The organism is Sphaerisporangium sp. NPDC005289, from assembly GCF_040607455.1.
Classification (GTDB): domain Bacteria; phylum Actinomycetota; class Actinomycetes; order Streptosporangiales; family Streptosporangiaceae; genus Sphaerisporangium; species Sphaerisporangium rhizosphaerae.
The window spans coordinates 69,187-81,875 of record NZ_JBEXGS010000030.1; the positions used below are offsets into that span (position 1 = coordinate 69,187).

At 73.9% G+C, this 12,689-nt stretch carries 9 protein-coding genes and 1 pseudogene; 3 read left to right on the forward strand and 7 right to left on the reverse strand.

Features of this window, described 5'->3' with window-relative positions; genetic code table 11:
- The first annotated feature begins 41 nt into the window (after positions 1–41).
- Positions 42–542, forward strand: coding sequence for a hypothetical protein (locus tag ABZT47_RS35580; RefSeq protein WP_354852166.1), 501 nt, complete (start codon positions 42–44; stop codon positions 540–542).
- A gap of 91 nt (positions 543–633) precedes the next feature.
- On the opposite strand, the gene ABZT47_RS35585 is transcribed toward ABZT47_RS35580, so the two are convergent.
- Entirely contained in the window at positions 634–861 is a 228-nt protein-coding gene (locus tag ABZT47_RS35585) for a hypothetical protein (RefSeq protein WP_354852168.1), read from the reverse strand.
- A gap of 395 nt (positions 862–1,256) precedes the next feature.
- Here ABZT47_RS35585 and ABZT47_RS35590 point away from each other — a divergent pair.
- Positions 1,257–2,051: pseudogene (locus ABZT47_RS35590) on the forward strand (nucleotidyltransferase domain-containing protein).
- 249 nt (positions 2,052–2,300) lie between these two features.
- Positions 2,301–4,673 carry a prolyl oligopeptidase family serine peptidase gene (locus ABZT47_RS35595; RefSeq protein WP_354852169.1) on the forward strand — a complete coding sequence of 791 codons (2,373 nt, stop codon included), beginning with the start codon at positions 2,301–2,303 and terminating at the stop codon, positions 4,671–4,673.
- A gap of 74 nt (positions 4,674–4,747) precedes the next feature.
- Here ABZT47_RS35595 and ABZT47_RS35600 read toward each other — a convergent pair whose 3' ends face one another.
- The 6 genes from ABZT47_RS35600 to ABZT47_RS35625 all read right to left on the reverse strand — a co-directional run bounded on the left by ABZT47_RS35600 (position 4,748) and on the right by ABZT47_RS35625 (position 12,623).
- Positions 4,748–5,371 carry a GAF domain-containing protein gene (locus ABZT47_RS35600; RefSeq protein WP_354852171.1) on the reverse strand — a complete coding sequence of 208 codons (624 nt, stop codon included), beginning with the start codon at positions 5,369–5,371 and terminating at the stop codon, positions 4,748–4,750.
- Entirely contained in the window at positions 5,358–6,230 is an 873-nt protein-coding gene (locus tag ABZT47_RS35605; protein WP_354852172.1) for a S8 family serine peptidase, read from the reverse strand. The genes ABZT47_RS35600 and ABZT47_RS35605 overlap by 14 nt, the downstream gene beginning before the upstream one ends.
- Positions 6,227–9,292: an AAA family ATPase gene (locus ABZT47_RS35610; protein WP_354852173.1), complete on the reverse strand. Its 3,066-nt coding sequence runs from the start codon at positions 9,290–9,292 to the stop codon at positions 6,227–6,229. Before ABZT47_RS35610 ends, ABZT47_RS35605 begins: the two co-directional genes overlap by 4 nt.
- A complete protein-coding gene (locus ABZT47_RS35615) occupies positions 9,289–9,501 on the reverse strand; it encodes an aroma-sacti cluster domain-containing protein (RefSeq protein ID WP_354852175.1) in 213 nt (70 codons plus the stop codon). Before ABZT47_RS35615 ends, ABZT47_RS35610 begins: the two co-directional genes overlap by 4 nt.
- A 175-nt stretch (positions 9,502–9,676) precedes the next feature.
- Entirely contained in the window at positions 9,677–11,485 is a 1,809-nt protein-coding gene (locus ABZT47_RS35620; protein WP_354852177.1) for a BTAD domain-containing putative transcriptional regulator, read from the reverse strand.
- A gap of 34 nt (positions 11,486–11,519) precedes the next feature.
- The gene (locus ABZT47_RS35625) at positions 11,520–12,623 is read right to left on the reverse strand and encodes a hypothetical protein (RefSeq protein WP_354852179.1); all 1,104 of its coding nucleotides are present in this window, start codon (positions 12,621–12,623) and stop codon (positions 11,520–11,522) included.
- Between the last annotated feature and the right edge of the window lie 66 nt (positions 12,624–12,689).

Below are 12,689 nucleotides of genomic sequence, written 5' to 3' on the forward strand. Positions count from 1 at the left end.
CAGGAGATCACGGCCGTGGGCTTCGCGGCACACGCAGGTCCGTGCGCGAGTACGTCCAGCCCTGGAGGTCCAAGACCACCATCGCCCTGCCGCCGCCATCCCCGCCTACCGTCCGCCAGGCCACCGGCTGGTTCCTCCGCCACCCCGACAGCCTCGACGCCGACGAACACCAGCACCTGCAGGCCTTGACCGCGGCCTTCCCGGCCCTGGCCGCGCTCGGCGAGCACGTCCGCGCCTTCGCCCGGCGCCTGGTGGCCGAGGCGTATCCCCGCGAGGTCCGTCTGACGCGTGATGCGGCGCTCAGGCTGTCGGGAGCCGCTTCCGGGACGCTCGTCGGGCGTGAGCTCCCCGGCGAGGACGTCGAGGCCGCGATCGGCTGGGCGGAGCGCGTGTGGGTGGTCAGCCGCTCCTACCCCAAGGAGAGCGACCTGGCGTCGCCGCGGGACGAGGCGAAGCGCCGTCTGCTCAAGGACCACTACCGGCAGGCCGAGGTCACCCGCGTCCTCGGTTACGCGGTGCGGCTGTACCTGCGCCGCGACTGAGCGCGGCGGGTCCGAGGAAGTGGGCGCGCGGCGCGGGTGGCCGCCCGCGCCGCGCACTGCGTGCTTGTTGCCCCAGGTACGCCGGCGGGTGTCAGGCGTAGAGGAAGTACCGGTAGTCGCTGGGGCCGACGCTCTGATAGGAGCAGTAGTAGGAGGTCCACCAGCCCCACTGGATGCCGAGCTGCCCGCCGTTCACGCAGTCCGAGTACAGGAAGTAGACGTACCGGATGCTGTCGGCTTGGGCGGGCGCCGTGCCCAGCGACAGCGACAGGCCGGCGGCCAGGGCGGCCGAGACGAGTAGGGCTCTGATTTTGCGCATGCGATCCTCCTGCGGCCGGATAAGGGGGACCGCTCGCCCTGTACGCGGAGGCTCGCGTCCGGGAGGCGAGTGGCACCCGCACTATCGCATCGCGGATGGCGCCCGGCCAGGTCGCGCCCGCCCGGGCGGATCCGGGCGCGCGTGACCTGGATCGTGGTGCAGAGAAGGGGGAGCGGGCGTGAAAGGTTCACCACGCCCGGGCGCCGGGGTCGGGGAAACGGCTCCGAGCATGATCCACCGAGAACGAGGCGTTCACGCGGGGGCGGAGGCACCCTGGGGATAACTCCGTTGCTCCAGGCAGGCGGCGCGAGAGATGATCCGGAGTCACGGCGCGAGAGCCGATCACGTGGCCAGAGGTGATCGGCGGTCACGTAGCGAGAGAGAGGTGGCGTCCGTTGAGCTGGACCAAGCACTCCACCCCCGAGCACGAGGCCATCGCGGGCGCGATGACCATCCTGCGCTGCCAGGTGGGCTCCGGCGTGCACGGTACGGCCATCGTCGGCACCGACGACCGCGACGAGATGGGCATCTGCCTGGAACCGCCGGACTACGTCATCGGCCTGCGCCATTTCGACAAGTACGTCTACCGCACCCAGCCCGAAGGCGTCCGCTCCGGCCCGGGTGATCTCGACCTGACCGTGTACTCGTTGCGTAAGTGGATGCGCCTGGCCGTGGGCGGCAACCCCACCGTGCTGCTGCCGCTGTTCGTCCCCTAGTCCGAGATCGTGTCGGTCACCGACCTCGGGCGCGACCTGCGCGCGGACCCGGGCCTGGTGCTGTCCCGGCAGGCAGGCCACCGGTTCCTCGGCTACCTGCGCTCGCAGCGCGACCGCATGGTGGACCACCCGCAGGGCAAGCGCACCAACCGGCCCGAACTCATCGCGCGGTACGGATACGACACGAAATACGCCGGGCACATGGTTCGCCTCGGCGTCCAGGGCGTCGAACTGCTCGAGACGGGCAGCATCACCCTGCCCATGCCGGAGCCCTGGCGGTCGCTCATCGTCGGCATGCGGCAGGGCGCGCACACCAGGGAGGAGGCCCTGGCCCTCGCCGCCGACCTGGAGGACAGGCTCGAGCGGCTCATCCCGGTCTGTGACCTGCCCGAGCACCCCGACATGGACCGCGTCGACCGGTGGCTCGTCGCGGCCTACCGCGAGACGTGGGCGTCGGGCGTGCCGTTGTCCTGACCGGTCAATGGACGTCCGGGCGGGTGCGCCGAGGCCGGCCTCTCCCTAGTCGTCGCGACGGAGGAGGCTGTACGGGCAGGAGTGGTAGACTTTCTCCCTGTACAAGGCCGCTTTCCCGGTTCCGGGGGCGGCCATCCTGCTTTTCAGGTGTCCATCGGCGCGCACGCGCCGGTCGCACGGCCGCCGTCGCGCGTCCTGCCCTGAGAGCGGAACGCGGTGCGGTGGCCGGCGTCTCGACGAAGGAGAAGCATGGCCATTTCCCCCGCATCCCCGGTCCCGGCGTCACCCCCACCCGCCGCGTCACCCCCGAACGCCGCATCATCGCCGTCCGCCGCGTCACCGCCGTCCCCGCCGATCTCGCTGCCGCGGCAGCTCGCCCGCACCCGGCGGTTCTCGCTCGGCGTGCCCCGCCATTTCACGGTGTCGCCCGACGGCGGCACGGTCTTCTTCCTGCGCACCAGGGCGGGGGACGACCCGGTCTCCTGCCTGTGGGCGCTGGACGTCGCGACCGGGCGGGAGCGGCTGCTGGTGGACCCGCTGACGCTGCTGCGCGGCGAGGAGGAACGGCTGTCACCCGAGGAGCGCATCCGCCGCGAACGCGCCCGCGAGCTGTCGTCCGGCATCGTCGCCTACGCCGCCGACGGCGCCTGCGAGGTGCTGGCCTTCGCGCTGTCCGGCGCCCTGTGGACCTGCCGCACGTCGGACGGGGCGGTGCGCCGCCTGCCGGCCGCCGAACCGGTCGTCGACCCGCGCCCGGACCCGGCGGGGCGGCGCGTCGCCTACGTCGGCGACGGCGCGCTGCGCGTGGTGGACGCCGACGGCGGCCGGGACTGGGTGGTCGCCGCGCCGGACGGCCCCGAGGTCGTCTTCGGCCTTCCCGAGCACGTGGCCGCCGAGTCGATGGGCCGCCACCGCGGGTACTGGTGGGCGCCGGACGGGCGGAGGGTGCTGGTGGCCAGGGTGGACACCGCCCGGGTCCAGCGCTGGCACATCGCCGACCCCGCCGACCCTTCCCGCCCGCCGGTCTCCTTCCCGTACCCCGCCGCCGGCACGGCCAACGCCGAGGTGAGCCTGTGGATCGCCGACGCGGACGGCGCGGAGGGCGCGAGTCCCACGGCGGTGGACTGGGACGCCGAGGCGCTCGAGTACCTGACCGGGGCCGGGTGGGACGCCTGCGGACCTTACGCGGCCGTGCAGAGCCGCGACCAGCGCCGGGTGCTGGTTCTCGGCGTCGACCCCGCCACCGGCGCGACCGAGGTGCTGGCCGAACAGCGCGATGAGGCCTGGGTGGAGCTGGTGCCGGGCCTGCCGGCGCGCACGGCGCGGGGCGTCCTGCTGACCAGCGCGGACCTGGACGACACGCGCAGGCTGCTCGCGGACGGCCACCCGGTCACTCCCCCGGGACTCCAGCTCGACGCGGTGCTGGCGGTGGACGGCGAGACGGTGCTGTTCGCCGCCGCCCAGGACCCGACGTGCGTTGATCTGTGGGTGTACGACCCGGTTTCGGGGTCGCGGCGGGTCAGCCGGGAGCCGGGCGTGCACACCGGCACGCACCGCGCGGGCACGACCGTGCTGGTCTCCCGCACCCTCGACCGCTCGGGCACCCGCGCGGTCGTGCTCCGCGACGCCGCGTCCAGCGCGGACGGGGGACCGTCCGCGCGGGCCACGCAGGCACGCGAGGCGGTCCAGGGGTCGGGCGAGCAGGCCACTCAGGTACGCCAGGTGGTCCAGGGGTCGGGCGAGCAGGCCGTGCAGGTACGCGAGGCGGTCCAGGGGTCGGCGGAGCAGGCCACGCAGGCGCGTGAGGCGGTCGGGGTGGAGATCGCTTCGGCGGCCGAGCGACCGGTGCTGGAGCCGCGGGTCGAGATGCTGGTGCTCGGCCCTCGCGAGCTGCGCGCCGCGCTGTTCCTGCCCTCCTGGCACCGCGACGGCCCGCTGCCGGTGCTCATGGACCCCTACGGCGGGCCCGCGATGCGGAAGGTGACCGCCGAGCGGGCCTGGTGGGCCTACGTGTCGCAGTGGTTCGCCGAACAGGGGTTCGCGGTGCTCGCGGTGGACGGGCGCGGCACGCCCGGGCGGGGCCCGGCGTGGGAGCGGGCCGTCCACCTCGACCTCGCGGGCCCGGTGCTGGAGGACCAGGTCACGGCGCTGCGGGAGGCGGCGCGGCTGCGTCCGGCGCTGGACCTGAGCCGGGTCGCCGTCCGGGGCTGGTCTTTCGGCGGGTACCTCGCGGCCCTGGCGGTGCTGCGGCGCCCGGACGTCTTCCACGCCGCCGTCGCCGGCGCCCCGGTCACCGACCAGCGGTTGTACGACACGCACTGGCGGGAGCGGCACCTCGGCCACCCCGCCGAGCACCCGGAGGCCTACGACCGCTGCTCGCCGATCCTTGAGGCGTCCGCACTGAGCCGTCCATTGCTGATGGTGCACGGGCTGGCGGACGACAACGTGGTGGCGGCGCACACCCTGCGGTTCTCGGCCGCGCTGCTGGCGGCGGGACGGCCGCACGAGGTGCTGCCGCTCCCCCGCGCGACGCATCTGCCCTCCGACGAGTCGGTGCAGGAGAACCTGCTGCTCCACCAGCTGGACTTCCTGCGGCGCGCGCTGAACCTGTCATCGGGCTGATCGAGACGAGGCGGGTCCCGCCGGCCGTCCCGGTGGCGCCGCGTCGCGGGGGAACGGGGCCGGGCGGCGGGAGGTCACAGCAGCTCCTCGGCCACCGCGAGCAGCTTCAGGGCGGTCGGGTGGGTCGTCCCGGCTCCCCGGGGCACCCGCGCCGAGATGCGCTGGAGCAGCACGTGCACGTCGTCGCCGGGGGAGGCGGCGGCGCTCGCGGACCGCAGCCGCAGCAGCAGCTCCAGCCCGTACGCCGCCTGGGTCGCGAGCAGGCCGAGGAGGTTCACCTCGGCCAGCTCACCCCGTGACCCGCCGCTCGCCCGGTCGAGCACCTCAAGGACGCCGATGCAGCGTTCGTACCGGACGAGCGGCGCGGCCATGATGCTGCTGGGGACGTATCCGGTCGACTCGGCCGCGTCCTTGGCGAACTGCGGCGTCTCGGCCACGTCGTCGGCGATCATCGGCTGGCCGCTCGCCGCGACCCAGCCCGCGATGCCCGTGCCCGCCGGGAACCGCGTCCCCAGCAGGTGCTCCTCCCCTTCGCCCGACACCGCCTCGAAGACCAGCTCGCCGGTGTCGGGGTCCACGAGGAACACCGACGACGCCGCCGCGTCGAACACCTCGCGAGCCACCTCCACGATGGACTGCAGCAGCCTGCGCTCGGTGATCTCGGCGTCACCGGCGGACGGGTGGTCATAGAGGTACATGGGCGTCTCCGTTGCGTGCGACGACGTTGGCAGAGGCCAGGTAGAGCACCGACTTGAGCTGGAAGGGCGTCATCCACGGATGCTTGCCGAGGATGAGCGCGCAGATGCCGGTGATGTGCGGCGCGGCGAAGCTGTTGCCGCTGCTGCGGATCATCCGGCCGCCCGGCCAGGCCACCGGGACGCGCACGCCGCGTGCGTAGAACTCGGCCGGAGGGGTGGGGTTGTAGTAGTAGGTCATCGGGTTCGGCTCGTCGTGGCTGGCCACCGAGATGACCGAGGAGAAGGTCCACGGGAAGCTCAGCACCGGCATGTTGTGCGCGGCGGCGACGAGCAGGCACCGCCGGAAGTAGGCGCGGTCGGCCAGGTCGTGCAGCGTCGGCAGGAACTCGCTCCTGGTGGTCGACAGGCTGAGGTTGATGAGGTCGTACCCCTCGTCGACGGCCCAGCGGAGCCCGGCCAGCAGGGCGGCGCCGCTGCCGGAGCGCCCGTCGGTCAGCACCCGCACCGACGTGAGGCTCACCGCGGGGGCGATCGACCGGATCACCCCCGCGCACGCCGTGCCGTGGCCGGCCGGGTCGACCGGCGCGCAGTCGGCGATGGTCAGCTCGTCGCCGTCGTGGGCGACCATGAGCGATCGTTCGAGCGCGCCGACCATCGGGTGCGCGCCGTCCACGCCGGTGTCCAGCACGCAGACGCGCACCCCGGCGCCCAGGCCGCCGCCCCATGCCCACTGCTGGGTGACCTCCTCGTGGCGGATGACCCCGAAGTCGTCCAGGGCCAGCCGGGAGGTGGCGGCGCTCCAGGCGGGCAGGCCGGGGAAGTGCGCGCGGCGTTCGCGGCGCCAGGGCGGCTGGGTCACCGGGGTCCCTCCTGTTCGGCGATCCAGGCGCGCACCCGCCCCGCGGGCAGGCCGGCGCCTTTGGCCAGGTAGCTGTGCACGGCGCGCTCCGCGGCGTCGCCCGCCTCGGCGGCGTGTCCGGCCGCGCTGTAGGCGCGGGCGAGCTCGGTCAGCACGTCGCCGCGCAGGCACGGGTCGTCGGTGCGGTCCAGCGCCTCCCGTGCCCGGGCGGCGAAGGCGAGCGCGGCGCCGTGGTCGCCGCCGAGGGAGGCGATCCGGGCGCGCGCGGCGAGCACGACCAGCTCGCCGCGGACCTGCGGGCGCCCGGCCTCGGCCTCCAGCCGGTCCAGCGCCTCCCCTGCTTCGGAGACCAGCCCTTGGCGCAGCAGCTCGCGCGCCGCGTACGCCTCCAGCGTCCTGCCCGGCGAGGTGTGACCGGCGCGGCGCAGGGCCGACGCGCACCGCCGGAACAGGGTCTCGGCCTCCGCGTGCCGGCCGACGAGCGACTCGACCAGCCCGCGGACCTGGTTCACGGCGGTCGCCGCCATGGCCAGGTGCAGGTCGCCGGCGTGCCGCGCGGCGGTGGCCAGCACGGCCCGGGCGGCGGTGACCTCGCCGGACAGGGCCAGCAGGCGCGCCCTGGTGAGCAGCACGGGGACCAGCAGGGCACGGTCGCCGCCGAACCTGGCCGACAGCTCGTCGCACAGCGCGAGGCTCTCCCGCAGCGGCGTGGGGGACCACTGCGCCAGCTCGCACAGCCCGCTGAGCAGCCGGTCCTCCTCGTACCGGTCGCCGAGCGACCGCGCGCGGACCAGGCCCTCGCGCAGGGCGTCCTCGGCGGCTCCGGAGCGCCCCTCGACGGTGCGGGCGAGCGCTTCGAGCTGGTGGAACCGGCACCAGCCCAGGTCATCGCCGGGGTCGGCCGCCAGCATCTCGCGCAGCGCTCCGTGGTCCACGGGGCGGGTTCCGAAGCGCACCGCGAGCGTCTCGCGCTGGATCGCGCAGGTGAGCCGGGTGCGCCGGTCGTCGGGCAGCATCCGCTCGGCGGTGTCCAGCGCGGCGAAGGCCCGGTCGCCGTCGCCGCGGGCCACCCCGGCGTCGCAGATGCGCACCGCGAGGGGACGGTGCTCGGGATCGCCCGCGGGCAGCAGGTCGCGTCCGCGTTCGAGCAGGCCGACGGCGGCGGGCAGATCGTTGCGGTGCAGCGCCTGGGTGCCCTCGTCGATGAGGGCGCGGGCGGCCCGTTCGGTGAGCGCCGGCAGGGACGGGTCGTCGGGGCGGACGTCGCGGGTGAGGTGGCAGGCGGCCTCCAGGTGGTGGGTCAGGTCACTGTGGGAGGACTCCTCGTAAAAGCCGCCGGGGTGCGGCCGGCCGGCCCCGGTCAGCCGGTCGGCCAGGGCCAGATGCCAGCTCGCCCGCAGTTCCTTGCGGGTCATGGCGTAGACGGTGTCCCGGGTGAGGGTCTGAGTGAACTGGAAGGAGCCGGGCGCCTCCCGCCGCCGGATCATGCGGTGCCGCAGCAGGCGCCGCAGCGACTCGCCCATGTCCTGCTCCTCCAGGCCATCGCGGCACAGCAGGTCGAGCTGGTCGGCGGTGAAGACGTGGCCGATCGCCGCGGCCCGCTCCAGCACCTCGCGCTCCCCCTCGCCGAGCCGGTCCAGGCGGGCGCCGAGCAGGGCCTGGATCGTGGGCGGCAGAGGCGCGTCCTCCCCGTCCTCGACCAGCGTCTCCAGCATCAGCTCGGCGAACAGCGGGTTTCCGTCGGAGCCGTCGGCGACCCGCACGCACAGGGCGTCCACGCCGTGGGCGACCACCTCGGGCTCCGGCGCCCGCCCGGCCGAGAGCGCGGCGACCAGCAGCCGCATCTGGTCCTGGTCGAGCGCGCCGAGCTCCAGCGAGGACGAGCACGCCATGCCCCCGCCCCAGGTCGGGCGCGCGTCCAGCAGCTCGGGCCTGGCCACGCAGACCAGCAGGACCGCCACGTCCAGCAGCCACGTCGCCACGTCGTCGATCAGATCGAGTAGCGTCGGCTCGGCCCAGTGGAGGTCCTCCCAGACCACCACGAGCGGCCGGTGCCGCGCGAGCGCCTCGAACAGGGTGCGCACCGCCCGCGAGATCTCCTCCACGCCGGCCTCCTCGCCGCCGCGCGGGGAGCGGGAGGCGTCGGCGGTCACCAGGCCGCGCAGCGCGGGCGTACTCGACGGCTCCATCAGGGGGGCGATGTCGGTCCAGGAGCCGTTGAGGGCTTCCAGCATCTCGGCCACCGGGCGGTAGGTGATGCCCGCCCCGTACGAGCGGCACCGTCCGACGAGCACCGTCACCTCCTCCGGCAGCGTGTGGACGAAGTCGCGCACGAGCCGCGACTTGCCGATGCCGGGGGTGCCGAGCAGCGTGACCACGCAGCACCGCCGGCCCCGGGAGGAGCGCCGGTACGCCTGGCGCAGCTGGTCCATCTCGTCGTCGCGGCCGACGAGCGGGACGGTGCCCTCGTCGCGTCCCCCGGTCTCCGGTTCCAGCGACTCCACCCGCCACGCCCGCACGGGGTTGCTCTTGCCCTTCAGCGTGAGCGGCGGCATCGAGACCAGCCGCGCCTGCGCGCGGACCATGCGCCCGACCTCGTCTCCGACGAGGATCTCCCCGGCGCCCGCGGCCGACTGCAGCCGGGCCGCGGTGTTGACGGTGTCGCCGATGACGCGCAGGTCCGAGCCGGGCGTGTCGATGACCACCGCCTCGCCCGCGGAGACGCCGCAGTGCACCTCCAGCCGGATCCCGTGGGTGGGCGCGAGCCCGTCGCTCAGTTCTCGCACCCGCGCGAGGGCGGTGTGCGCGGCGCGGACGGCGCGCAGGGCGTCGTCCTCGCTGCTGATGGGGATGCCGAACACGGCCATGATGGCGTCGCCGATGAACTTCTCGACCACGCCGCCGTGTTCGCCGATGCCCGAGGTGCACGCCTGGTAGTACCGGTCCAGGATGTGCCGGAGCAGCTCGGGGTCGAGCCGTTCCGCGAGCTCGGTGGAACCGACCAGGTCGATGAACAGGACGACGACGTTGCGGCGCGCGGGGCGGGGCGCCCGGTCCGTCATACGAGCTTGACTTCGTGACCCTCGACCTCGCCCGCCACGGCGTCGAGGCGGGTCTTGATGGAGTTCAGCAGCTCGACCTCCGGCCGGCTCAACTCCGCGAACACCTGCCGCTGCCGCTCGCTGAGCAAGTCGATCGGATGACCGGCCTCGCGCAGGGTCCCCAACGCGTCGAACGTCGTCGGCCCGGTCCGAATCTCGCGGCTGTCCATCGGCCACCTCCTGGTCGCGCCCGCCGCGGCCTGCCGGCCACTGCTGATCCACACGCTAGTGAGGCAGGGTTTGGCGGCAGTATGGCGCCGCCATGCCACCGCCATACTGTTCCCGAACTGGGCCGTAACTGGCCGTGTGGGTCACCACCCGGACGAGGCGGGCTCCGTAGGCGGCTCAGCGTCCATGGTGGCGGCGCAGTTCGGTCGCGAAACGGTGGGCGAGCGGTGACATGGTGTAGGCCATCGAGTGGGCCACCACCTCGGCCTCGTCGGCCGCCTTCTGGGGCACCGACAGGATGTTGGCCTCCAGCAGCGACTCGATGGCCCGCTCCGCCGAGGTCACGATGCCCTCCAGCGCGGCGACCAGCTCGTCGTGGCCGAACGGCGGCCCAGGTAGTGCGCCGAGGGCCAGGAACGCCGGCCGGTGCGCCCAGGAGGGCCGGTTGTAGCATTCCTCGAACCGGTCGCGCAGCGAGGTCTCCCCCGCGACGAACTCGTCCAGGATGTTCTCCGAGCGGTACAGCCGCTCCGCGAGATGAGCCAGGGGCACGTGACGCAGCCCGGACAGCCTGCCGCCGAGCAGGCGCAGCGCCAGGGGGGACACCCCGTACTGCTCGAAGATCGCCGTGACGGCGGGCAGGTCGCCGAACACCCGGTCGTGGCCGATCAGCCTGCCCATGAACTCCAGGCCCTCGGCCGCCGACAGCTCCTCCAGGCCGACCCGGGTCACCGACTCCAGCCCGCTGAGCCTGCTGCGGCTGGTCACCAGCACCTTGCTCGCCGTGGTGCCGGGGAGCAGCATGCGGACGCTGGACTCGTCGGGGGAGTCGTCCAGTACCAGCAGGATCTTGCGGTTGGCGAGCCAGGACCGCCAGACCGAGGCCAGCACGTCGTCGTCGCGGATGCCCGCGACGTTCAGCCCGACGCCCTCCAAAAGCTCCCGCTGGAGGTCCACGGTGCCGCGGGTGTCGCCGCAGTGACGGCCCAGCGCGACGACGAGCGCGCCGTCCGGGAAGCCGGGGGCCAGCATGTGCGCGACGTGCACGGCCAGGGCGGTCTTGCCGATGCCCGGCCCGCCGGTGATGAGGGTGACGGCGGCCGCCTCGTCGACGATGCGCCGCACCTCCCGCTCCCGGCCGACGAAGTCGGAGATGTCGCGCGGTAGCTGGTTGGCCAGGGTCTGGATGGGGCGCGGGCGACCGGCTCCGGCGTGGCCCGCCCCGTCCGCCGTCCGCCGTCCCTCGCCGCGCAGGATCTCCTGGTAGAGGTTCCTGAGCACGGGGCTCGGGTCCAGGCCGATCTCGGCGGCCAGGTGGCGGCGCAGGCCCTCGAAGTGCGACAGGGCCTCCGAGGCGCGCCCGCAGCGGTACAGAGCGGTCATCCGCGCCGCGGCGATGCGCTCGCGCGCGGGGAAGCGCGATGCGAGGAGGTCCAGGGAGGCCAGGGCCTCGACGTGGTGGCTCAGTTCGATCTCCAGCTCCACCCAGTCCTCGTACACCGACAGGAACAGGTCGGTGGAGCGTGCCAGCTCCCCGGCGACCAGGGGCACGTGGGAGAACTCGGCCAGCGGGGGATCGTGCCACATGCGCACGGCCTCCCCCAGCAGCTCGGCCGCGACCGCGAGGTCCCCGGCGCGGACGGCGGCGCGGCCCGATCTGGCCAGCTCCACGAACCGCAGCAGGTCCAGCTCTTCGCGCCCGGCGAACAGCCGGTAGCCCCAGCCTTCGAAGCTGAGCCGGTCACCGAAGATCTTCCGCAGTCCCGAGACGTAGACCTGCAGGTTCTTGCGGGCGGTCCGGGGCGGGCGCTCCCCCCACAGCGCGTCGATGAGCTGGTCGGACGGGATGACGGCGTTGGCGTGGCAGAGCAGGATCGCCAGCAGCAGCCGCTGCTTGGGCGCGCCGATGACCGCCGTGTAGTCGTCCACCCGGACCTCGAGCGGGCCGAGTATCGAGCAGTGAAGGCGAAAAGCCGCGTTACCCATAGCTGTCCTTGATTTCGCGCCGTCGCTGTGACGGTCACCGCGCCCCACCGGCCATCGGCGTGCCCAGGAGCAGGAAGTCGACGATCTCGATCGGAGGGGGAGCGCCGGCGCTCCGCAGCGCGTCCAGATGGCGCTTTCTGATCATGAGGGCGACGGCGTTCGAGACGGCGGTCCCGCCGGCTCTGGACTCGAACCAGCGCCAGTCGCCGTCCACGTTGACCTCCAGGAACACCACCTCCGTCCCGGCCAGGAGCAGATCGAAGGCGCCGTAGGCCAGCCCCCACAGCCGGGCGAGCCGGCGGACGGCCGCGGCCGCCGCCGGGGGGACGGCCGCCGGCGTGACCGGCACCCGCGCTTCCTCGCGCCACGGCGAGTCGGGCGAAGGCTTGTCGACCGCGTAGGCGTGGACGGCGCCGTCCAGGTAGTAGACCCGCAGCTCCGCGTCGTGCTCGACGTGCTCCTGCACCATCACGGGGAAGTCCGGCGCCGGCAGGCGCGCCAGCTCCTCGCGCTCCAGGACCTGCGGGAACACCCCGAGCAGCAGCCCCGGCGCCGTCTCGAGGAAGTGCTCGTCCACCACCTTGACCACGAACCGGCGGGCCGCCGAGCGCGCGGGGACCGCCGCGGGGTCGGTGGTGACGACCGTCTCGGGAACGCGGACGCCGGCCCGCGCGGCGCCGGCGAGCTGTTCGAGGTGGCCGGGACTCCCTCCGGGAAGGCTCGATGGCGCCAGCGAGGCGAGCTGCCGCACCAGGGCCGTCCACGAGTCGGCGCGCACCATGGCCGCGGCCGGGCCGCCCGTGCGCGGCATCGCCCGCGGTGAGAAGTGCCGCGCCCAGACGACGGTCGGGGCGACGCGGCGGCCGTCCAGGGTGAGGGAGCCGTCGTCCAGGGTGAGGGAGCCGCCGCCGAGCCGGAACGACAGGTCCAACGCCGACACGCCCTCGGCGTCGATCCGCACGCTCGGCACGCCGAGACGGCACAACAGGGTCTGCAGGAGGGGGAACTCGCCGCACCCGGCCCGGTCGGCCAGGACGACGCACGGAGTCGCGGTCAGGGGGTCGTACGGCTCCGGTGGCGACCATGTCACGACGCCGCGCGACGAGCACAGGTCCACGGTGACCGGGGGCATGGGCACGCGGCCGGAAAGATCATATGCCGAACCACCGACAGGCCCTAACAATGTCCATCCGCGGCCGTGCGT